General features: G+C 35.5%; 24 protein-coding genes and 2 pseudogenes. 5 read left to right on the forward strand and 21 right to left on the reverse strand.

The annotated features are described in order from the left end of the window. The first annotated feature begins 117 nt into the window (after positions 1–117). Positions 118–690, forward strand: a complete 573-nt coding sequence (locus JFU24_RS05800) for a TetR/AcrR family transcriptional regulator (protein ID WP_201224897.1) — start codon at positions 118–120, stop codon at positions 688–690. A 393-nt stretch (positions 691–1,083) separates the two neighbouring features. On the opposite strand, the gene JFU24_RS05805 is transcribed toward JFU24_RS05800, so the two are convergent. After that, the gene (locus JFU24_RS05805; RefSeq protein WP_201224898.1) at positions 1,084–1,530 is read right to left on the reverse strand and encodes a carboxymuconolactone decarboxylase family protein; all 447 of its coding nucleotides are present in this window, start codon (positions 1,528–1,530) and stop codon (positions 1,084–1,086) included. A 60-nt stretch (positions 1,531–1,590) separates the two neighbouring features. Next, a complete protein-coding gene (locus JFU24_RS05810; protein ID WP_201249708.1) occupies positions 1,591–2,055 on the reverse strand; it encodes a GNAT family N-acetyltransferase in 465 nt (154 codons plus the stop codon). A gap of 110 nt (positions 2,056–2,165) precedes the next feature. Here JFU24_RS05810 and pdxR point away from each other — a divergent pair, with 110 nt between their 5' ends. Both pdxR and JFU24_RS05820 read left to right on the forward strand, forming a co-directional pair. Then, positions 2,166–3,566 carry a MocR-like pyridoxine biosynthesis transcription factor PdxR gene (gene pdxR / locus JFU24_RS05815; protein ID WP_201224900.1) on the forward strand — a complete coding sequence of 467 codons (1,401 nt, stop codon included), beginning with the start codon at positions 2,166–2,168 and terminating at the stop codon, positions 3,564–3,566. 267 nt (positions 3,567–3,833) lie between these two features. After that, on the forward strand, positions 3,834–4,139 hold the full coding sequence (locus JFU24_RS05820; RefSeq protein WP_201224901.1) for a hypothetical protein: 306 nt from the start codon (positions 3,834–3,836) through the stop codon (positions 4,137–4,139). 550 nt (positions 4,140–4,689) lie between these two features. On the opposite strand, the gene JFU24_RS05825 is transcribed toward JFU24_RS05820, so the two are convergent. The 10 genes from JFU24_RS05825 to JFU24_RS05870 all read right to left on the reverse strand — a co-directional run bounded on the left by JFU24_RS05825 (position 4,690) and on the right by JFU24_RS05870 (position 11,352). After that, the gene (locus JFU24_RS05825; protein WP_201224902.1) at positions 4,690–5,967 is read right to left on the reverse strand and encodes an MFS transporter; all 1,278 of its coding nucleotides are present in this window, start codon (positions 5,965–5,967) and stop codon (positions 4,690–4,692) included. A 3-nt stretch (positions 5,968–5,970) separates the two neighbouring features. Beyond that, positions 5,971–6,579, reverse strand: coding sequence for a PadR family transcriptional regulator (locus JFU24_RS05830; RefSeq protein ID WP_201224903.1), 609 nt, complete (start codon positions 6,577–6,579; stop codon positions 5,971–5,973). Positions 6,580–6,882: 303 nt separating this feature from the next. Next, positions 6,883–7,230 carry a VOC family protein gene (locus JFU24_RS05835; protein ID WP_201224904.1) on the reverse strand — a complete coding sequence of 116 codons (348 nt, stop codon included), beginning with the start codon at positions 7,228–7,230 and terminating at the stop codon, positions 6,883–6,885. 264 nt (positions 7,231–7,494) lie between these two features. Further along, entirely contained in the window at positions 7,495–7,632 is a 138-nt protein-coding gene (locus JFU24_RS05840; RefSeq protein ID WP_201181098.1) for a DUF4272 domain-containing protein, read from the reverse strand. A gap of 284 nt (positions 7,633–7,916) precedes the next feature. Next, positions 7,917–8,120 carry an alpha/beta-type small acid-soluble spore protein gene (locus tag JFU24_RS05845; RefSeq protein ID WP_034304517.1) on the reverse strand — a complete coding sequence of 68 codons (204 nt, stop codon included), beginning with the start codon at positions 8,118–8,120 and terminating at the stop codon, positions 7,917–7,919. 701 nt (positions 8,121–8,821) lie between these two features. Beyond that, positions 8,822–9,664 carry an alpha/beta fold hydrolase gene (locus JFU24_RS05850; RefSeq protein WP_201224906.1) on the reverse strand — a complete coding sequence of 281 codons (843 nt, stop codon included), beginning with the start codon at positions 9,662–9,664 and terminating at the stop codon, positions 8,822–8,824. A gap of 130 nt (positions 9,665–9,794) precedes the next feature. Beyond that, on the reverse strand, positions 9,795–9,971 hold the full coding sequence (locus JFU24_RS05855) for a hypothetical protein (RefSeq protein ID WP_236694887.1): 177 nt from the start codon (positions 9,969–9,971) through the stop codon (positions 9,795–9,797). 121 nt (positions 9,972–10,092) lie between these two features. Beyond that, positions 10,093–10,716, reverse strand: a complete 624-nt coding sequence (locus JFU24_RS05860; RefSeq protein WP_201224907.1) for a hypothetical protein — start codon at positions 10,714–10,716, stop codon at positions 10,093–10,095. A gap of 107 nt (positions 10,717–10,823) precedes the next feature. Next, positions 10,824–11,096: a CPCC family cysteine-rich protein gene (locus tag JFU24_RS05865; RefSeq protein ID WP_201224908.1), complete on the reverse strand. Its 273-nt coding sequence runs from the start codon at positions 11,094–11,096 to the stop codon at positions 10,824–10,826. 28 nt (positions 11,097–11,124) lie between these two features. After that, on the reverse strand, positions 11,125–11,352 hold the full coding sequence (locus tag JFU24_RS05870) for a hypothetical protein (protein ID WP_446728287.1): 228 nt from the start codon (positions 11,350–11,352) through the stop codon (positions 11,125–11,127). A 240-nt stretch (positions 11,353–11,592) separates the two neighbouring features. Here JFU24_RS05870 and JFU24_RS05875 point away from each other — a divergent pair, with 240 nt between their 5' ends. Beyond that, positions 11,593–12,081 carry a GNAT family N-acetyltransferase gene (locus JFU24_RS05875; RefSeq protein ID WP_201249710.1) on the forward strand — a complete coding sequence of 163 codons (489 nt, stop codon included), beginning with the start codon at positions 11,593–11,595 and terminating at the stop codon, positions 12,079–12,081. 150 nt (positions 12,082–12,231) lie between these two features. Here JFU24_RS05875 and JFU24_RS05880 read toward each other — a convergent pair whose 3' ends face one another. From JFU24_RS05880 to JFU24_RS05915, 8 genes and pseudogenes are all read right to left on the reverse strand, one after another. Then, a complete protein-coding gene (locus JFU24_RS05880) occupies positions 12,232–12,909 on the reverse strand; it encodes an alpha/beta family hydrolase (protein ID WP_201249711.1) in 678 nt (225 codons plus the stop codon). Positions 12,910–13,062: 153 nt separating this feature from the next. After that, positions 13,063–13,524, reverse strand: a complete 462-nt coding sequence (locus JFU24_RS05885) for a GNAT family N-acetyltransferase (protein ID WP_201249712.1) — start codon at positions 13,522–13,524, stop codon at positions 13,063–13,065. 51 nt (positions 13,525–13,575) lie between these two features. Continuing rightward, positions 13,576–14,580: a phosphotransferase enzyme family protein gene (locus tag JFU24_RS05890; RefSeq protein ID WP_201249713.1), complete on the reverse strand. Its 1,005-nt coding sequence runs from the start codon at positions 14,578–14,580 to the stop codon at positions 13,576–13,578. Between the two features lie 356 nt (positions 14,581–14,936). After that, the gene (locus tag JFU24_RS05895; protein ID WP_201249714.1) at positions 14,937–15,080 is read right to left on the reverse strand and encodes a hypothetical protein; all 144 of its coding nucleotides are present in this window, start codon (positions 15,078–15,080) and stop codon (positions 14,937–14,939) included. A gap of 360 nt (positions 15,081–15,440) precedes the next feature. Next, positions 15,441–16,838 carry an amino acid permease gene (locus tag JFU24_RS05900; RefSeq protein ID WP_201183326.1) on the reverse strand — a complete coding sequence of 466 codons (1,398 nt, stop codon included), beginning with the start codon at positions 16,836–16,838 and terminating at the stop codon, positions 15,441–15,443. A gap of 371 nt (positions 16,839–17,209) precedes the next feature. Next, the gene (hutH, locus tag JFU24_RS05905; RefSeq protein WP_053345559.1) at positions 17,210–18,727 is read right to left on the reverse strand and encodes a histidine ammonia-lyase; all 1,518 of its coding nucleotides are present in this window, start codon (positions 18,725–18,727) and stop codon (positions 17,210–17,212) included. Positions 18,728–18,843: 116 nt separating this feature from the next. Then, a pseudogene (locus JFU24_RS05910) lies at positions 18,844–19,239 on the reverse strand (HutP family protein). A gap of 113 nt (positions 19,240–19,352) precedes the next feature. Beyond that, entirely contained in the window at positions 19,353–19,526 is a 174-nt protein-coding gene (locus JFU24_RS05915; protein ID WP_157443890.1) for a hypothetical protein, read from the reverse strand. Between the two features lie 296 nt (positions 19,527–19,822). Between JFU24_RS05915 and JFU24_RS31235 the strand changes: the two are divergent. Beyond that, positions 19,823–19,948, forward strand: a pseudogene (locus tag JFU24_RS31235) (IS110 family transposase); the annotation flags it as partial. A 345-nt stretch (positions 19,949–20,293) separates the two neighbouring features. On the opposite strand, the gene JFU24_RS05920 reads toward JFU24_RS31235, so the two are convergent. Further along, complete coding sequence (locus tag JFU24_RS05920; protein WP_201249715.1) at positions 20,294–21,172, reverse strand: glucosaminidase domain-containing protein; 879 nt, start codon at positions 21,170–21,172, stop codon at positions 20,294–20,296. Positions 21,173–21,221 lie beyond the last annotated feature (49 nt).

A 21,221-nucleotide genomic window follows, 5' to 3' on the forward strand; every position in this document is an offset into this window, starting at 1 on the left:
CTTATTTATTCAACGGTTCTTTGTTTACTTGGCCTATGGCATCCCTCTACTTATATGTCGAGTGAAAATAACAGGTATCCCTTGTTGACGGCATGTATGAACAAGAGTCTTGGCCTTTTGAACAAAAAGGAAATAACGAAGGTAGACCCACGTGTTTTACGAACAAGAAGACTTTTAATAGCTTCTTTTATTACCGTGGCACAAGTGAAGGTGTTTAAAGATATTACGATAAAAGAAATTACAGATGAAGCAACCGTTAATCGCGCAACGTTTTATGCTCATTTCATTGATAAATACGATTTGCTCGATGCTGTTATATCAGAAAAAACAGTAAAAATTATCCAGGATAAGTTAAATTCTCATGATACTTTAAACGAAGCTACAATTATAAAAATATTTCTTGCGGTGACTAACTTTCAGCCTGAATTAAGTACACAATGCAGAAAGAGTTATGAGTCTATTAGTGCGATAATAGAACAAAAAATTAAAAAGGAATTAGAAACGGTATTTTATGCCCTGCTCTTGAAACGCAATCTTCCAAAGGAGAAGGAAGCATTAAGAATTGGGGCAGTTATGCTGAGTTGGGGTATTTATGGAGCTTCTAATTTTACAGTTATGACCAATTCCCTTCTACTTATAAACCTCAATCCGAATTTAAAGATAGCACAGATCAAGCTGGCGATATTATGATAGAATTATATCGTAAAAATTACAAAACAGAAGATGGGAATACTTTGATATTGGAGATTTCGAAATCCCCTTAAAATAATAAAAAAGACACCATATTTAATATGATGCCTCAGGCTGTCGACAAAGTCGACAGCTGTTTTTTGTATAAAGTTTAGCAACAATATATTGTGTCCTTCTGTAGATTTGTAAAAAAGTTTGATTAAATTAACTCTATAAACCTTATAAAAGAGCAAATATTAAAAGCCTGTTTTGAAAAAAGATTGATCAAAACACGCTTTTAATATATTCAATTGAATCATTCTTTTATAAAAAAGTTTGATCATTTCTGTGATCCTTATTCCATTAAAGCGCCGATTGCTGAAAATTCATTCTTAATATAGGGATAAAAATTTCTTATTTTGCTCCAGTTGCGAAATTCCCCATTGAAATGGAAAGTCGATTCCAACTATTAATTTGATTGATCAAAATAACAAGATCTACATAGTCTTTTTCATTAAAATGTATACACACTCGATTATAAAGATCATCAGGTACACGCTTAGTTGGAACTAACGTCACATGTTCAGTTAATTCTAATGCCACTTTTTCAGCATCTGTGTAGAAATCGCATTCTCTCCATGCGCTGACGCAGTATAAACGCTGTTCCGTTTCACCCATTTTTCGAGCGTCAGAGGTATGCATATTAAGACAAAAAGCACAGCCATTAATTTGAGAAGCACGGATTTTAATTAGTTCACGTAGTTTACGGTCTATTCCAGTAGATTTAGTATACTTCTCCATTTCCATCATAATGTTAAGTGCTTCAGGTGCTACTTCAAGATAATTAATGCGTTGTTCCATTTCCATTCCTCCTAAAATAAATTGAACTTTTATATTACCCCATAATAGGAACGTATATTATTAAAGGACTTTATTGTCAGTTGACGCCAAGCTTAAAGTATAGTGTTCAAAAGTAGCATCACGAACAAATCCGTTCTTTTCATATAATTTTTTGGCTTTTACATTAGTAGAGGCTGTTTCTAAGGTTAAATACTTGGCATCAGTTTGGTGGCATAATTCAATGGATAATTGTAATAACTGCTGGGCCACACCAGAGTGCCTTTCAGTTTCCATTACAAATAAATCATTTAAAATCCATGCCTTCTTCATTGAAATTGATGAATAGGTTGGATAGAGCTGTGCAAATCCTACATATTGCTCCTCTTTTTTTGCCACAAAAATGATCGAGTCTCCAATTAAAAGACGTTCCTCAATAAATTTATGTGCCTCTGTTAAATTCTCTGACTGATCATAAAATTGACGGTATAAATCAAAAAGTTGTGCTACTCCTTCAACGTCAAACTTATTTGCTTTATAAAATTCCATGTTACATTCTCCTTTTCAACGAATTATATATAATACTATTATTCACTTTCATTGTCATTTCGAAAAGGTACAGTTTATAATATTTAAAAATGACAGATGAGGTGCGTAGAATGAAAGAACTTGTATTTAATGTTGATCGAAACAGCACTCTACCTATGTATCAACAAGTTTATCGCTATATTAAAGCCCAAATTGTCTCAGGTAAAATTGTAGAGAATTCGAAACTACCATCTGTTAGGCAGCTTGCAGAGATGTTACAAGTGAGCCGTAATACGTCACAGCTGGCTTATGAACAATTACAAGCAGAGGGTTACATTCGCAGTGAATATAAAAAAGGTTATTATGTACAAGCTTCTATTTCGGAACTATTACCTATTTCCGAGATAATACGTCATACCAAAGCATCATCTAAGAGTATTGTAAATCCTACAATTGATTTTCAAGCTGGAGCTGTAGATGGAAACAACTTTCCTCTAGCGAAATGGCGCTCTCTTTCGAATAAAGTCCTAAAAGATAATCTGATTTATCAATATGGAGCGAATCAAGGGGATTTATTATTACGAGAATCTTTAGCAAAGTATTTATTTCAATCAAGAGGGGTGAGAGCAACCAGTGAACAAATTGTTATTGGTAGTAGCACACAGCAACTTTTGATGATTTTATCAATCCTTTTAAAAGAAGAACATAATCAAATCGCTGTAGAAGATCCCGGATATAATGGTGCCAGAGAACTTTTTTTATTACAATCATATTCAGTTGTGCCCATACCTGTTAAAGAGGACGGCATTGACATCACACACTTAGATAAGTGTAATGCTCGGTTAGTTTACGTAACACCATCACATCAGTTTCCACTAGGGATAACTATGCCTATCAACGAAAGATATAATTTAATTGAATGGGCTGAAAAAGTAAATGGGTATATTATCGAAGATGATTATGATAGTGAATTTCGCTATAAACAGCAGCCTATACCTTCATTACAAAGTTTAACAAACAGTGAGCATATCATATACTTGAGTACTTTTTCTAAGGCATTATTGCCTTCCATTCGGCTGAGCTATATGGTGCTACCAAAAGAATTACTAGTTAGATATCATCAAATTGCACCATTACTAGAGCAAACAGCTTCAACACTTCACCAACGTACAATCCATCATTTTATAGAAGAAGGATATTGGTATGCACATTTACGTAAAATGAAAACAATATATAAACGTAAAATGAAGGTGTTATGTGACACCATTCAAATGTACTTTAAAGATACTGTTACAATTATAGGTGGCTCCTCTGGTCTCTATATTGTCATTGAAGTTACAACAAAGCAAAGAGAAGAGTGGCTCGTCAAAGAAGCGCTCAAAAACGGCGTTAAAGTATATCCATGCTCCCCATTTCACGTAGAGAATTTTCCAGGTCACCCCACTATTCAGCTCGGTTTTGCCGGCTTAGAGGATTGTGAAATACGTAAAGGAATTGAAAAGTTAGCAGACGCTTGGTTAAATATAGTGTGAAGAACATATTAATGAGTATTTTATTGAATTATTCATCCTTAAAAACAGCATTTACCAGAAAATTAAAAGACCATCTCTTAAAAATTGATTTTCTAGGAGATGGTCTTTTACGAATATTTTTATCTATCTTTTTTGCAAATGATCAAAGTATTTTATTAATTTTCAATCTTGATTTTAAATCTAAAGATACCAGGAGATTTATATTAAGATAAATATGAGATTGGGCAGTCTAGTAAAATTTAAAAAGCAAGAGAGGAAAAAATATTTATGATTGTGAAAGTCGAATTTATGTACGAAGAGGATACTGAATATATAAGTTGTCTTGCAAAAGTAGGGAGAAATATACATCAGTTGCAGAGAGAATTTGATAAATGGTTATATGACAGAGAAAACAAGCATTCATACTGGGAAGTCGCAGGAGAAGATGAGGAAGGCGAAAAAATTTTTGGAGTCTGTTTTAATGGAGAGGCTTTCGTATATTGGCTTAACAATGTAAGGTTCAACAAACATAAAAAAGTTGCAAAGCTAATAGAAACACCAAATAAACTACCTAAGAAGAAAATTAGGTTTTAAATTAACAGGTGCATGACCAAAAATTAATTGATAGAGAAGAATGACTATGTTGTTAAACTAACAAGTGCTGATCGGCAGCTCCTTATTTTAATGGAACTAAAGGGGCAGGTTGTTTCACGAGTGCTGTTTGATCTTTGTTCTACAATTGGTCTTAGTATGTTGAACAATACAGACTAGTGTAAGAAAATCGAATCATCCAAATTATTTAACGATAAAGCAACCATTTCCTTTAACATAGCCAATATTAAAGGCTAGGTTTATGTCATTTTACCATATTACCTTATGGAACTATCCTTCCCCGTTAGCGCCATAAGAAAAAGGCTGCCTCAGCAACCTTCCTTATTGAAGTAAAGCACCCGTTAGTTCTATAAGAAAAGCGAACCTTATTCAAGAATAGCGCCCAATTGTGGAATGCAATCTGATAGAGTTCAAGAATCATACTAATTTCATCTTGCTTTACTTTTTATGACCAATAAATTACGGTTGTTAAAAACCTCCTCCCAACTTCAACGTTCATGTTCCAAAATAAATTGTATCGTCATGTAACTTTTTAAACTTGGAATTGTTTTTCCTGAATATCTTTTTGAACGTTTATTCTTCTCACGATAAAGATGAGGACAATTGCACCCAATAAGCAGGTTGCCCCTCCTGCTCCTATCAAGACGAATGAAACTCCAAGCCATTTGGCAAGAAGGGATCCCAAAGCAGGTGCAATAAGCATAGAAAAGGTTTGTAATGATGTGGCCGCAGCAGATACTCTGCCCATCATTTGCTTGGGTGTCTCCGATTGCAAGATAAATCCATAAGGGACCGACTCACCGGAGCCCATGAAACCAAGGAAAAATGCGCCAATCACCCAGGCTAATACAGGTAGATTTACAATCTCCATACTACCAAGTCCCATTACAATGATTAATGAACCGCTAAAAAGTAATGCACTTGACATAAAATGAATAGGTTTTCTTTTCCAATGAGTCCAGTTGCCCATTAAAAGTGAGCCTGCCACGCTTCCCAGACCCACAGCACTAATCAGTAACCCAAAATTCCCTTGCGTGAAGCCAAGGTTTTGGGCAATAAATACGAATAGTCCATCGTACAGGAAAATAATAAAAAACGCTACAGAGGATAGGATAACTGAGCTTTTTAATAATGGGGTATATGAAATGTGCTTAATGCCATCTAATAGTTCTTTCCAATAGTGACCATTATTCCTATTTTTCTTTTCAGATTTAATGTCAGAATTCATTTCTTTTTCATCCATGTTGGGAAGAGTTAATAAAATTAATATAGCGATGAAAAAACCTGCAGCTTCAAATAAGAATGGACTTTTTGCTCCAAATAAAGCTATGACGCCTCCTCCAAGTGCAGGACCAACAATTTTCATCGTATTAACGGAAAGCTGACTAAGTGTTACCGCCTCTGGAAGGTGGTTATCAGGGACCGTAAACCTAATCATACTTTGTCTTGCTGGGTCGTAAATTGCTGCGACTGTTCCCTTCAAAAACACAAATATTAAAAGGATATAAAGGTTAGGAGCAAAAAACAGCCCTCCTACAAACATGATCCTTAAAAATAAACAAATGATCATCATTTGCTTTTTTGGAAGTCGATCCACGAATACACTTGCAAAGGGACCTATGATGACCCAAGGTAGCCCTAATACAATGATCACTGCGGCAATGGCTGTTTCATCTAGCCCCCAATGGTAAGCAACAATAACCTGTAAAGCAATAAAATCGAGCCAATTACCCAGATCAGAAAATAGCTGCGCGCCAAATAATGAACGAAATGGACGGAATTTTAAAGGCTCAAATATTCCAGCTTTCATGAGTTATTTCTCCTTTTCTCCTTGGGTTGCCTCTCTTCGTCTTGCTAGCAGTTTTTCTGTATTCCCATTTGGATCCTGCCCTTTTGGAAGTTGATTATTTCCCAATGCATTTATCGATTCTTCAATCCATTTCAACTCAGCTTCCAGTCGTAATTCGGCATAGCGGATGGTTAGCATACCCACATTACTGATGTAAGAGCTTCCGTTTGTTGGCCAGGCTTTTACAAATTCAAGTAAATCTTCGGTTGTCTCTTTTCTTTTTAGTAGATGACTGATTAATACTGAGCTTTCCATATCTTCGTGCCAAGTGGACATCTTCATTAATAATTCGTCTCTAATAATTGGGTAGGCAGGAGGGAGTCGAAGCCAGTTTTCAAATTCCTCCCACCCTTTTGGGGTAAGTTCATAAAGTTTCTTTTTACGTCCCTCTTCCTCTTGTTCAATAGGATAAACAAGTCCTTCTTCTTCAAGCTTCTTTAATTTCGGATAAATACTCCCATAACTCATTCCCCAGTATAAGCCGGCAGCTTTATGCTCAAACTCTGCTTTAATATTGTATCCTGTACTGGGCCAAAAGCTTAATATAGCAAGAATAGAACTTTCAATTGACATGTAACAATCCCCTTCCACATATCACAATGATATATCAAATTGATATATCATTATGATATGTCTAATAACAGGTAAAAACAACCATAAAATAAAAAATTTCATAATTTTCAGAAAGTTACCTTTCAGTGATTCAATTTTTTAAGAGTTGTTGTTTACAATCCGGCCCAATTGTTGAAAAAAGATTAAACAGCACTCTGCAACTATCCTGCCCCGATAGTTGCATAAAAAAAAAGCTGCCTTAAAGGACAGCTCCGATCTTCAGCAAACGCACCTGTTAGCTTAATAGCAAATGATTACAACCCGCTATTTCTCCCAAAGCTCGACCAGTCGACCTTCAGGATCTTCAATCCAAATAAAATTTCCAAATTCACTAATCTCTTTTTTCTTTGCAAGAGGTACACCAATATGTTCAAGATGCTTAATAGTCTCGTTTAGATTATATACTTGGAAATTTAACATCACTTGTTGTTCTGTTGGAAAATAACTGTCATTCTCGGTAAAGAAAGAAAAGATAGTCTCATTTCCTAATTGGGGTTTTATCACAGTCCCATTCCAATTGTCTATTTCTATCTTCAACACTTCACTGTACCATTTTTTTATAACTTCAAGATTCTTAGTTCTCCAAAATATTCCTCCGAAACCTTTTATCATCGTATCTAACTCCTATCTCATCAAATTTTTAGCTATCCGATTACATTAGATATTCGAGATTTAAATTTAAGTTCCTTCTTCAACTATACTGCCCCGAAAGTTGCATAAAGAAAAAGCTGCCTTAAGGACAGCTCTGATCTTCAGTTAACGCACCCGTTAGTTTAAGTATATAACTTCACATTTAACAAAAATAATCAACTGCGTCAGTTCGAACCCTGATCTTTCGCCTCTGATAAAGGAGCATAAAAGTATGTATTTCAACTTTTATGTATCTGTACGTACTTCCCCCCATTCTTGTTCCATATAAGGGTTTACTAGCCAATTAAGAGTGTAGTGTCTTTCATATATAACACCTTCATCTAGAGATGATGGAATTTCCAAATTTGGGTTAAGTAATATCACTTTAACTTAATATATAAGAGAGGTCTGATATTGAATAACCTGTCTCTTCTAAGGCATTCTTCGTGTTGTTCATTATCCTCTATCCCACCATCAGGTATAAAGAACAGTGACTATTTCTCAATTATTTTTTAGATTGATTAGGAGCCTAATGCAAATAATAAACTTCAAAAAACAGTGTTTGAAGATGACTACATTAAGATTATTAAAGGTCATGTAGAATAATACCTTTTTAATATAAATAGGGATAGCCCAATCACTATCCCTAACATTACTTATGATTTCGATTAACGAGTTCTTCCACCTAATTGTTGTTCAGCCATTTGCACTAAACGTTTTGTAATTTCTCCACCAACAGATCCGTTTGCACGCGATGTTGTATCAGCGCCAAGTGTAACACCAAATTCACTAGCGATTTCGTATTTCATTTGTTCTAGAGCTTGCTCTGCACCATTAACTACTAATTGATTACTGTTGTTATTTCTAGCCATGTTGTCAGCTCCTATGAATGTAATGTGTTGCTATTCATAGGTTTTGATATTGTTAAGAATTATATACATAGAAAATTAAATTAAATTAAGGAAGTGATTAAAATTAAAAAACTCACCTGTAGCTCTAGAAGGAAAGAGCGGAAAACGTTGTAGCCACCGGGTTGTATGGGTGTGAGTCCCGGAAATTATGAAAGTGCTGGTAAAAAAAACAAGTAAAACCACACAAGGAAACAAAGCTTTGAAAACGATGGTTGTAGCGTGTGTACTAGCGACGTCAAGGCAAAATAATCGATAATCGAATTACTTCACATCGAAAAAGGATTACCAAATGGCAGGGAAAAATGAAAGGACGAATTGCTTCTGCTCATTTACTATTGACGATTGCTTACAACATCTTAAAAACAGGAGAACCCTCTCATATCTAGGCTCAAATTACCTTGAAGAAAAACAAATTAACGAAGATCGAATTCCTAAAAAAGAAAGGCTATACAATCGCTCCATCTGAACAACAAACTGCATAACCAGTTAATATAACGACATAGCACATTTACGTCCTTCAAAAAATTAAAATATGGTGGGCTTATTTTGTATGGCCTTTCACGAATATGTTTTCATACAAAAAAGGTTGCCTCAGCAACCTCTCATAGTGAAGTAAATCACCCAGTAGTTTAACAACATTAATAAAATAGTATTTTTTATAATTAAGATAACCGTAGAGTGTGTTTTGTAATGACATCAATCAATGCATCCCAATCGTTATAGTGAAGCTCATGCCCTGTACCATTCAATGTGAATAAGTCTGCATCTTTTATTAAGTTAGCAAGCATCTTCCCATGTTCGTATGGAATAATTGGATCTTCAGTACCATGGATGATCAAAGTAGGAACAGTAATTTCTTTCGTTCTCGTTAGGTATGACTCACCTCCTGATATTAGACCATGGTTATTCATGCTAGCTATGTTGTTAGACCTTCTTATTTCTTCGATTGCCAATCGGTGTATACGCTGTTCATCGAATGTATGTCTTGATCCAGAGATTATTCTCCATTTGCCCACGATAAATTCAATAATGGATTGGTCATTGGTCCAGTCTATTGCACCTGCTTGACCAAAAAATTTTGTCACTTTCTCCTCCATTGGAGGTAACTCTGGTGCAAAATTTGATGTCGCAATAAGGGTAACTGTCAAAACCCTTTCAGGGTGCCTTAATGCAATCATTTGAGTAAGCATGCCGCCCATTGACATCCCTACTATATGGGCTTGCTCAATACCATAACTATCTAAAACATGAATAGCATCGTCAGCCATATCTTCAAAGGAGTATTCTGGGTTTCCTGGTGGATAAGTAGTTGAACGGCCAACATCACGACTATCATACCGGATGACATATAGGCCCCGGTCTGCTAAGCGTTGACAGAAATCTTCTTCCCACCATACCATAGATGCAGTGGCTCCCATCATCAGTAAAATCGCTGGATCATTTACATTTCCAAAGCTTTCAGTAAAAATAGTAATTCCATTCACTTTGATAGTTTGTTCGCTCATTTAAGGTCCTCTCCTTTAAAAAGAGTTTTACCATGAAAAATATGAGGACATGCTTTCTTTTAGACTAATACTATTTTTTCTACACATATTTTACATAACATTAGTTGCACGAGTTAGTTGAATGAACTTATTATTCTTTGTCCAAATCATCATCTAAGAATGATGACTTTTTAGTTTCTTCGATACCATACTTCGATTCAAGGAGTTGACCAATTTTTGAACGGTTAATACCGTTTTTTACAGCATTTTCAATTACTAAATATAGAATAAATAACGATACAATAAATATAATAATCGATTTGAACATTTTTATTACCTCCATCACAAATAACTAATATACCAATTATATCAAAAGTATTATTCTTCCAGTAAAATAGCCCGTTAACTTCATAAGAAAAAGAGCTGCCGAAGCAACCCTAACTAGTGTTTTAATCAATAAACCATTCTTCATACTCTTCCTGATTTAATGCCTTGATCTTGTTAATCGTTCCCCCAAGCAACTCATGGTCAGATTGGATTTCTGTTTGATACTCTGTATAATCACCATCTCCATCAAACGAATCCACAAGGTAATGAATCGACTCTCCATCTCTATCCCATTTCACACCATATATGTCTTTAAATATTTCTGAGCCCCCGTGTCCTTCTTCACCTGAATCCATATCAAATAGGACAATTCTTGCGGAATCAGGATAACCACCGATCAGGGCCATTATATTTTTAGCAGGAGACCAAGCTATTCCATATGGTTGTTCGTATCCAGCATAATCGTATGAATCTGATATATTGCTAGATTCACCTGTTTGCAAATTCACGACGAAAATTTCCACTCTCTCTTGAACCTGACTATCAAAGGCTAAATACCGCTCATCATGGGATAAGTGCAAGCTTTTGAGATGACTATGTTCAGGCAAATCAATCTCTATTGGTTCACCATTTCCTTCAATAGACAATTTACTGTCAGATTCAAACACCTGATATTCACCAATTTTTGTTTTATGTAAAATCAAATCGTTTACGCTTACCATATTAGGATTCGAATAATATTCCATTTCATTCTTAGAACATCCCGCGATCATGAATAAAAAAATTATTAGTGAACACAAGCTACGAATATCTCCCACTCCTCAATAACTGAAATCTCCGTATTTCTATTTTTTTACTCAAGCCTTCCTAATAGTTTCCAATTATTATCCTTTATATCGGACCTTTTTGGTTTTCTTACGTTCTTCGAAAAGGCTCCTTCACTAACTCCTAATTTAATAAAGTTTTGTTGTGCTTCTCTAAAGGAAATATTGTTTGCGTCGTCTTCATCTGGATATTTATATTGATAGCCATCATCTTCCCAAAAGTAGATTTCACAAATTTCATAGGTGTCTGGTGGTTCTTCATTCAGTGTTTTATAACCGCAGCATGGACATGTAAATTTCATAAAATGTACTCCTTTTAGAAAATCACTATTAGTTCCAATCAATATCCATATAAATTTCGAAAAGTTTTCTTCCCTTAATCGTTCCATTTTCAAAAAGAGCTTTGGAAGTATCAAATTCTTGAGTTATCGAACCCCTAACTCGTGCAAGGTAGTACTCATCTGGATTTTGACTTATCCAGTATTCCTCATTTTTATAGTCAAAACTAAATTCTTCTCCATTTTCTACACGTTCTTGCATTTCATTAAAATTCTCCAAGGTCATTTGTCTCACCTGCCTGTTTAGGTTTTCGTTAAATTATACCTTTTTCCTTATGCAGCTGTCCCCAAAAGCTGAATTAGAAAAGTCAAGTGGCCTAACCTATGCTAGTTTTTGTTACAATAAACTCATGTACGAAAATCTTGTTAGGAGATGAAGATGTACATTTAAATCTCTATTTATTTAATAAAATATTATAATTAATTTAAGAATATGGTTTATTTTGGAGGAAAGGTAGATATGCTGAACATACGAAAAGTAAAAATGGAAGACTTACCTGAACTTGTAGTTATTGAACATCTTTGTTTTTCAAAAGAAGAAGCAGCTACAAAAGAAGCGTTCGAAAAGCGCATTCAATTAATCCCGGATAGTTTTTTTGTAGCGGAGGAGGACGGTGTGCTCGCGGGTTTAATCAATGGACCAGTCATTGACACAGCGTTCATTACAGATGATTTATTTAGTGAGATACAGGTAAACCCAGGGTCTGGTGGTTATCAAACTATTTTAGGGTTAGCGGTGTCCCCGCATTTCCAAAAACGAGGCGTGGCATCCGCGTTACTTGCTCATCTTGAAAAAGAAGCGAGAGCGAACAAACGTGAAACGATTACACTTACTTGTAAAGAGAACTTAATTCGCTTCTATGAAAACTATGGATACCTCAACAGCGGTGTTTCAAGCTCAGAGCATGGAAGAGTAATTTGGTACAACATGAGTAAAAAATTATTATGAACGTTATATATCAGCTCTAAATCAATAAGACAATAAGAAAAGTAGCCAATCCACATCATGGATGGCTACTTTTTTTATTTTTACTGAACAGAGTAATATAAGCGGGCAGGATGGTTAACGCACTGATCAATGAATACAGTGTATCCTACTTTATGAAGAATCACACCCGTTAGCTGAACTAGAGTTATATTTTAAGAACTTGTCTATTCTTTTCATTACATTTTCTAAGACTGTAATGGACTTTGAAGTATCAAATGGTTCAATATCTAAAGAATGATTAGCATTGGGGACTTTTTCAATTTTTATATTTGTTTTATTTTCAATTTCTTGGATTTTTCTAGAAATATAATGAGGGTCTTTTTCGCCTATAACAATAAGGGCTGAATGATTACTACTTAATAATGCTTCAAAAATTGAATCAAACTTTAAAAGTGGTGTAAGCAAAATCATTTTAGAATTCATATTCATATCAATTTTCATAAGTCCGTTGATGATAGGAATTGTACCAAGTGATTTTCCTAAAAATACCGTTTCTTGATATCGTTGATTTTTAAACACCTCAGTAATGATGTGATTGACATCATTAACAATGATTTTTGTGATATCTTCCAATGGAAACTTGATTACATCCTGGCCGTATGAATAATGAATATGAACGACATCATACTGATTCTGAAGCATTGTCATTGTCGAATAATAAAATAAAGGCTTCTCATACGTGTAACCTGCTCCAGAAAACATAAAACAAACAACCGGACTTCCGGTTTCAATATGTGTGTATTGAACTTCTTTTTCATTAATAAATGTTGTTCTTTGATTAACCTTCATAATAGTCCCCCTAGTATCATTCATTTTATTAAAATCTTAAATATAAATAAAAGGGATACAATATGAAGTTCTTCTTAAACTCCCTCATTTCTTTAATAAGAAAAAGCGACCTTCCTATATTTGAAGTATCGCATCTGTTAGTTAAACAATAAACTATAACTGTTTATAAACAAATTCTCTGTACTTTATAAAATGATGTTTTTTATAGAACTCTTTTGCATCATCGTTTTCAAACCAATAATCTAATTCAATTAAATCTATATCGTTCCTTTTCGCTATTTTATATACCTCTTCCATTAACCTCGTTCCATAACCTTTTTTCTTTTGATTCTCAACTATACTAATCTGATGCACATATACAGAATTATAACCATTTTTAAAAACATTTTCTGGATAGTTTCTAATCTCTATCCACACGTAACCAATTGATTCTTCATTATCTTCTAAAAGAAGGAAAACAAAACTGTTGTTGTTGATTAAACTTTTGAATGTATCTTTAATTTCACTATAGTTATATTCCTTGAAATATCTGGGATAAAGCTTTGCATGCAAATTGTGAACATATCGATTTAATTTTGCAATTTTTTCATAATCTGTAGTTTGTCTAATTTGCATAATTTCCCCTACCTAACTATTCCTATTTGTTCCATGCGAACCTTCAATCTCTTAAAAAATCACGTTCGAATCGAAGTGAACAATAGTACGACTTTCTTTTATTCTCCGTTCAATTTTTTGAACTGTTTTGTTTAATTGACTATCTGTATTCTTTATATCGTACTTTTTATAGAAAAAACTATATAAAGTTAGATCTCTTAACTTTAAAAATAGAGGTATTGTTTCATAATCTTCAGGTGCAAGGTGATTTTCTGTCTCATATCCTTTTATGAATTCCCTCATAAATTCGGTAGCATATCCATCGAGGTCATTTACGCCCTCACGTTCTAAGCTCCACATAAAATAATACAGAGGTATTGCCAAATCGCTTGCAAACCAGTGATTAGAACAGTCATCAAAGTCAAAAACATAAATCTTACCTTCATGATAATGGAAATTGCCGTGATGAATATCAGAATGAATCAATCCAAAGTTATCTTGATGAACTGGAAGAGCATTTAATTTCTTAATAATTAATTCTTGTTGGTGTATCACTTGCTCTGGAACATCAACATGATAGAGTGTTGCATTCAATAATTCTTCTTCATACCAATTCAATCTTTTATATTCTGTTCCAGGCTTGTAACTTTTTGTTTTTTTATGTAGTTGGCCTATTGTTTTCCCCCATTCAAAAAATAAATGTTCGTTAAAATTTTCATCAGTTACTTTCATCCTTACTCCAGGTGCTTTTTCAAACAGACAACAATAAAAATTTGTCCCATCAAGACCCGTTACAATTTCAACTAAGTTATTTTCTGTTGAAGGAATAACTTTCGGAATGTCACTTCCATCATTTTGTAAATACTCAATCCACTTTAACTCAGCAAGCACTTGCTCTTTTGTACGATGTGATTGGTGTGTCAATCTCAAGATGAATGGTGTTCCATCCCGGTAAACCTCAAATACATAGTTTTCTGCATCCCCAAGTTTTACTGGACTCTCTGCACTCACTTGAAAAAAACGCCCGGCCAATTCCACCATTTCATTTGTAAAAATACTTTCTACCGCCGCTTCCATTATCTTCACTCCTATTAATGATGTTGCTTAAGCAACAAATGACTAGTTAGTAAAAAAACGAATTACATATGTTTTATACGATATCGAGGTACCTTTTCCCTTTATTTGTATTTCATTCTTTTTTTATAAAGCTTTATGATAACAAAGGTAAATATATGTTTATATGTGTGAAGAGACTAAGAAAGAATTCCTACCATTTTTAAAATCTCGCCCATTTGTTGAAAAAAGGTCAAACAGCACGCTTTAACTATCCTGCACCTCCATAAGAATTGGTTGCCTCAGCAACTCCTCCACTCTTATTTCAAATTCTTTTGTTTTTATAGCTGAATTGTTTGAGTCAATGTCACTTTTTATTATTAATGTTCTTTTGCTTCTATTTTTTCTAAAACTTTATCATTATTTTTAAGAACTTTTTGCCAAAGGTTAAAAACATGGATTGAAAAATAGTTTGAAAAACCCACTACAACAATTTGAATTTTAACTGTCACTAAATTAGACACCTTTTCACATCCTTGATTTTAAACCTGCTCACTTTTTTGTTAATGTTCTGTATTCACGGAATAATTCACTTAAATCAAATTGCATGGTGTTTATAAAAGCTGTCCAGATAAATGGGTCTCCTCTATACTATTATATTAGTGTATGTAATATTTAGGAACTTTCCTCCCCATTTAGCTATACAAAAAAAGGACTGCATCAGCGACCCTTTTGTAAACTCTTGCACTTTTTAAAAGCCAATAAGTAAATAATTTGTATTTGAAAGCATCAAATCGTATAAATCATCGGGAACTTTTCTTAACAACGAAAGTTATATTTATTTAATAATTAATTCGAATAAATTCTTAAAAGGGATCTTATGTCTATTTTGCATTCCTGTGTTCATCGAAATCAATTTGACATTCTTCTAACGGAATTACTTTAGTTTTCTTAATAAATTTATAGCCAAGCCACATCACCAAAAATAATGGGATACCAAGATAGCTAGCAATTACACTCGCCCACTCAATGTGATCTCCGATAAAGGCTTGATAGTTTTGCGCCAATAAAACCGAAAAACAAAGGATAAATGAAAATATCGGTCCGAAAGGAAACCATTTTGAAAGATAAGGAAGATCGTCCAGTGAAAAACCTTGAGCAATGTATGCTTTTCTAAACCGGTAATGACTGGCAGCTATACCCAGCCAAAATATAAATCCAGTGACTCCAACTGCATTCATCAGCCAAATATATATTACTCCATCACCAAAAATGGAAGCAAAAAATGCCAACATCCCTACAAGTGAAGTTACAACCAGTCCCCAAATGGGAACGCCGCGTTTGTTGAGCTTCCCAAAAATACGCGGTGCCAGCCCTTCATTTGCCATTGAGTACAACATTCGGCTTGTCACGTAAAGACTCGAATTACCTGCGGATAGTACGGCTGTTAAAATGATAGCATTCATCACGGAAGCAGCAAATGCCAGTCCCACTTTTTCAAACACCATCGTAAACGGACTAACCATGATCGTATGTCCCTGCAGACTGCTATTCGTATAAGGAACTATCAATCCAATTACAAATATCGCTAGGATGTAAAATAGGAAAATCCTCCAAAAGATGCTGCGAACTGCACGTGGTACATTTTTTGCCGGATCTTCACTCTCGCCGGCTGCAACACCAACTATTTCTGTCCCTTGAAAAGAAAAACCAGCAGCTATGAAAATACCCAATGTTGCTAAAAAACCACCGGCAAACGGAGCGTCGCCAACTGTGAAGTTTTTAAAACCAATCGCCTCTCCATTCATAATCCCGAATATCATCAATATACCGACAACGATAAAAATTATGATGGTCGCCACTTTAATGAGCGAAAACCAATATTCCCCTTCTCCATACCCTTTAACGGATACGTAATTCAACAAGAATATCAAAACTAAAAACAAAGAACTCCATAACAATGACGGGCTGTGAGGAAACCAAAACTTCATAACCATCGTTGCGGCAGATAGTTCTGCGGCAAGCGTCATCGCCCAAGTGAACCAATAATTCCAACCAAGCGCAAACCCAAGTGCTGGATCAATAAAACGCGTTGCGTAGGTACTGAAAGCTCCGCTTACAGGCATAAATGATGCTAGTTCTCCGAGACTTGTCATAATAAAATAAACCATTATACCAATAACGGCATAAGCGACCAAAGCCCCTCCAGGTCCTGCAGTGTGAATGGCCGGCCCGCTGCCGAGAAAAAGCCCTGTTCCAATCGCACCGCCCAACGAAATCATCGTTAGATGGCGCGCTTTTAGTTTTCTTTGTAAAGTATTTGACGGCTGGTTTTGTTCATTTTTAGCAGGCAGTTGCAATTGCTGATTTTCCAAATTAGATTCCCCTCCAATAATGCAATTTTATCTTGAATCAATAAAGCAAAGGAAATCACTCTATCAATAGGTTTAATTCTTCCGATTTTTCTTTATCACGGCCGTTATTAAAACATATTATTAACTTTTTTGGAATATAGGGGTCTGTGTAGCATTACGCAACTAGAATAGCTGACATAAAAACCCAGTGAAGGACTACTTTTTGATCTTATTAGCCTAACCTTTATAGAAAAAGCTTCGCATGCATTTTTAAAATTCGGTTACTCCCTCACATACTATTATTTGGTGGGTAAGCTCCTATGAATAAATGAATTCCAATCGATTTGATGTAACCAGCTTGCCGCTGCTTCAATATCTTTTGAAAAGATACGATCATGTGTAATGCTTGGAATAAGCTTTCTTGCTTCCGTATACAACTCTTTTGTAAATGGAGCCATCTTTTCTGTTCCACGGTATTCCACCGCCTGCAAGGCACAAATGAGTTCAATCGCCAAAACGCGACGAACATTTTGAATGATTTGATGGGCGTGTCGGGATCCAATCGTTCCCATGCTAACATGATCTTCTTGGTTCGCTGAAGATGGTATGGAATCCACACTTGCAGGATGTGCGAGTGTTTTATTTTCAGAGACGAGTGAAGCGGCACAATATTGCATGATCATCGCTCCCGACTGCAAGCCAGGTTCCGGACTTAAGAATGGTGGTAAATCATTCAGCTGAGGATTGACGAGTCGCTCAATACGGCGCTCTGAAATATTCGCAAGCTCGGCCACAGCGATTTTCATATAGTCCATCGCAAATGCAATCGGTTGTCCATGGAAGTTGCCTCCTGAAATAACCTTTTCACCATCATCAAAAATAAGCGGATTATCCGTTGCAGCATTCATTTCGATTTCCAATTTTTCTTTTACATAATCGAGAGTTTGCCATGATGCCCCATGCACTTGCGGGATGCAGCGGAGAGAATACGCATCCTGTACCCGTAGTTCCCCTTGCTTGGTGATGAGCTGGCTACCGTTGATCATGCGGCGGATCCGTTCCGCGACCTCTGATTGCTGGCGGTAACCGCGAGCTAGATGAACATCCGGATCAAAGGCGTCTTCAATGCCGCGTAACCCTTCTAACGTCATTGAAGCAATCGCCTCAGTTTGATGGGCCAGCTGTTCAGCTTCGATGTAATTGACGAGTCCCATTCCCGTCATGGCCTGCGTTCCGTTAATCAAAGCAAGACCTTCTTTTGCTTTAAGTGTCAGCGGAAGAATGCCTTCTTTCGATAAAGCTATGATGGCCTCCATTCGCTCCCCTTTATAGAACACTTCGCCCTCTCCCATCAATACAAGTGCCAAATGAGAAAGAGGCGCCAAGTCCCCACTCGCCCCTAGAGAGCCTTGCTGAGGGATGACCGGATGGATATGCGCATTCAAAAGCTCAAGCAAACGCTCAATGACAACAGGACGAACGCCGGAAAACCCTTTTAATAGCGCGTTGGCGCGGAGAAGAACCATAGCTCTTGAAACCAATTCAGGAAACGGTTCTCCTACTCCGCATGCATGGGAATGAATCAAATTCCACTGCAGCTGCTCTACGTCCCCTGCATCAATCAACACATCGCTGAATTTTCCAAAACCGGTTGTAATACCATAGACTACTTTCTTTTGTTTCACGATATTTTCAACAGCTTCCCTACTTTTTTCCACTTTCTTAACACTATCGGCTGAAGCCGTGACAAACGCATTACCATACAATACTTTTTTCGCCTCTTCAATTGTTAAAGATTGGCCCGTTAACATAATCATTTCCTACACCCCTTATTCCTTTTTTAAAACAAACAAAAAGGAGGCTATATTGACAGACTTATCCAGTCGTCAATACAGCCCCCTATTTCACTAAATAACTATAGGCTTTAAATTATTTAAATGTGGTTAATTCCCAAGCTAACCGGTTCATGTTCAAATCCCCGAACTTGTGCTCCAATCGTTCCATACACGGCGACAGCAATCCATTCCTTCGTCCCCGTTTTTAAACGGCCTGCCTCGAACGATAGCAAACCGAAGTCCCGCCGTCCTCAAAAGACCACCAAGCTCGACTTGGCCGCGTGTCACTCCATGCAGTGCTTCGATAATCGCATGATACAGAACATGCATATCACGATAAATATCGGGATTGACTAATCCCAGTCTTATTGCTGACGTCTCAATGGCCACTACTATTTTTTCTACTCCATTGAACCGACTTTTCCTTTTCCATAATGCCAATTCATTCGTTTTAGATCGCTTGTTAATAAGACTTCTCCCGCTAATCCGTACATGATGCATGACACCCGATTCTTTTGTCGAATACCATTGTCATGCTGATAATTCTTTTTAATTTTCTAAATATACTAATAACTAAGTATCATTGTAAGCGGATACATATCATTCGTCAACATATTTTCACTATTTTATTAATAGTAACTGGCTTTTGGGTATAATCTTTAGATAATTCTTTTATAGGTGTCTCTTCTTTTACTATCACTCCTTTTGCTGTTATACTCTTACCACTTTCATCTTGAACTGCTTTTACTTTTAACTCGCCTAGCGGAAGCTGTTCATCCATTGTCCAAAAAAGCCATTCCTACAAAGGCTTTTCGAAAAAATCAAATTTCCGATTTTCACCCCTTATTTCATATAGCATTATTACATCTTTTATTTTTCATTTACAGTGAATGATGGTGTTTGTTTTGAATTGTTGTTAGGTAATATAATTTTAGAACTAGAATTTGATTTATTACTTTTTTCCTTTGGGCCTTTATGTACTTCTGCTTTCGTAACATTGTAATTCTTTTGCTTCGAAGTACACCCTAACAATAAAACTGAGGATAAAACTAAAACAACAAAATAGTGTATTTTCATTTTATGGCAGTTCGTTGTACCATTCGTGATTGTCGCAAGAAGAGAACGAAAGATGAAATCATCCCTCGGAACAAGGGATTACGAGAGTTCTATGATAAGAAACGTAAAGAAGGAAAGCCCTTTAAATAAGCGACTTTCCAAGATCTAGCATAGTTTAAAAGTATAACTAAATAGCATGAAATATTTTAAGTGTTCATTGAAAAATGTTGACAAACTATTAGCTGGTTTAGCACCATAAGAAAAAGAGCTGTCAAAGCAACTCCCTTATGTATAGTGACAATAAAAATGTTTCATTTACAATAAAGTCATTTAAAATTAAACAAGGAATTGCAAAATATGTCTAGAAGATATTAACATAAACTACATAATTCTATAGGTAACTGAAAACCTACATCTTTTTTTATGGTCTTTTTACACTATCTACCTATAGGGGATAATATCCAACTCACCCATTTCTACGTAAAGAAGAAATCATGCATATTTAAGCTGAACATTACTATCGATCAACTGTAACTGATACTGCTGAATTAATTCTATTAATTGCTTACTATATATTCTCTCACCTTCTTCATTTTCTATCGTACTGTACCCAGCTTCTTGTAAAGCCAGAGCCTGCTCCATATATGTGTTGGAAGAAAACAATCCATGCTTTCTGTAACGAGGATTTTCAGATAAGAATAAACCATGATCTTCTATGGATTCATATACATCCTCATACACCCTGAAATCATCTTTAATGGTCTGATTATAAAACTCATTCGTACTTAAATTCGCTGTTTTCTCGTTCCAATTATAGCTTTTGATTCCAAAAAGATTATGATACTTCGTTGATAATTGTGATCTTCCCCAATTCGATTCCAGTATAGCTTGTGCGATTGTAATAGAAGGCAGGATTTTGTACGCTTTATAATTAGAGATCGCTGCCTCTTCAATACTCTCGATAAAATATCGTTGCATACTATTGTTTTTGTTTTTCGCTGCTATGTCCCCTTCACTAGATAATTGCTTCAGGAACGAGCTAACACGCTTTTTTTGCTTTTGATTGTATTTCATATCCTTGGTCACTTGTTGCATATCCTTTAATATATAGTTATTCTCCCTTTTTCCTATAAAACGAGCTGTAATGCTTTTTATTTCATTTTTAGATACAGAATTAAGACCATATTCAGTATGTACGACCGCGGCTACGTTTCGCCAATCTACTTGTACTTTCCCATGGCTTGTTTCATCGACAATCATTTGAATTTCTTTTATTTTCTCTCTTGGAATAGCAATCTCTTTAACAGACGCGAAGTAAATCAACGCCACCAGTAAGATACTTGCCACAAATGCTACTTTTCCGTTTTCCATCTTGTCTCTCCTTCCCATTTAACATCATTTATATATTTGTTATTTAATG

The organism is Peribacillus sp. TH27 (genome assembly GCF_016650915.1).
Lineage (GTDB): Bacteria > Bacillota > Bacilli > Bacillales > DSM-1321 > Peribacillus > Peribacillus butanolivorans.

Coding starts and splice junctions, on each gene's coding strand:
- JFU24_RS05915 (WP_157443890.1), bottom strand. CDS start 19,526: ATGGATGAACAGCTTCCGCTAGGCGAGTTAAAAGTAAAAGCAGTTCAA.
- JFU24_RS05865 (WP_201224908.1), bottom strand. CDS start 11,096: ATGAAATTTACATGTCCATGCTGCGGTTATAAAACACTGAATGAAGAA.
- JFU24_RS05825 (WP_201224902.1), bottom strand. CDS start 5,967: ATGAAAGCTGGAATATTTGAGCCTTTAAAATTCCGTCCATTTCGTTCA.
- JFU24_RS05860 (WP_201224907.1), bottom strand. CDS start 10,716: ATGGAATATTATTCGAATCCTAATATGGTAAGCGTAAACGATTTGATT.
- JFU24_RS05885 (WP_201249712.1), bottom strand. CDS start 13,524: ATGCAAATTAGACAAACTACAGATTATGAAAAAATTGCAAAATTAAAT.
- JFU24_RS05820 (WP_201224901.1), top strand. CDS start 3,834: ATGATTGTGAAAGTCGAATTTATGTACGAAGAGGATACTGAATATATA.
- JFU24_RS05850 (WP_201224906.1), bottom strand. CDS start 9,664: ATGAGCGAACAAACTATCAAAGTGAATGGAATTACTATTTTTACTGAA.
- JFU24_RS05835 (WP_201224904.1), bottom strand. CDS start 7,230: ATGATAAAAGGTTTCGGAGGAATATTTTGGAGAACTAAGAATCTTGAA.
- JFU24_RS05810 (WP_201249708.1), bottom strand. CDS start 2,055: ATGGAATTTTATAAAGCAAATAAGTTTGACGTTGAAGGAGTAGCACAA.
- pdxR (WP_201224900.1), top strand. CDS start 2,166: ATGAAAGAACTTGTATTTAATGTTGATCGAAACAGCACTCTACCTATG.
- JFU24_RS05900 (WP_201183326.1), bottom strand. CDS start 16,838: ATGATTTCGTTGGGCGGTGCGATTGGAACAGGGCTTTTTCTCGGCAGC.
- JFU24_RS05890 (WP_201249713.1), bottom strand. CDS start 14,580: ATGGAAGCGGCGGTAGAAAGTATTTTTACAAATGAAATGGTGGAATTG.
- JFU24_RS05830 (WP_201224903.1), bottom strand. CDS start 6,579: ATGTCAATTGAAAGTTCTATTCTTGCTATATTAAGCTTTTGGCCCAGT.
- JFU24_RS05805 (WP_201224898.1), bottom strand. CDS start 1,530: ATGGAACAACGCATTAATTATCTTGAAGTAGCACCTGAAGCACTTAAC.
- JFU24_RS05875 (WP_201249710.1), top strand. CDS start 11,593: ATGCTGAACATACGAAAAGTAAAAATGGAAGACTTACCTGAACTTGTA.
- JFU24_RS05855 (WP_236694887.1), bottom strand. CDS start 9,971: ATGTTCAAATCGATTATTATATTTATTGTATCGTTATTTATTCTATAT.
- hutH (WP_053345559.1), bottom strand. CDS start 18,727: ATGATTATGTTAACGGGCCAATCTTTAACAATTGAAGAGGCGAAAAAA.
- JFU24_RS05880 (WP_201249711.1), bottom strand. CDS start 12,909: ATGAAGGTTAATCAAAGAACAACATTTATTAATGAAAAAGAAGTTCAA.
- JFU24_RS05845 (WP_034304517.1), bottom strand. CDS start 8,120: ATGGCTAGAAATAACAACAGTAATCAATTAGTAGTTAATGGTGCAGAG.
- JFU24_RS05920 (WP_201249715.1), bottom strand. CDS start 21,172: ATGGAAAACGGAAAAGTAGCATTTGTGGCAAGTATCTTACTGGTGGCG.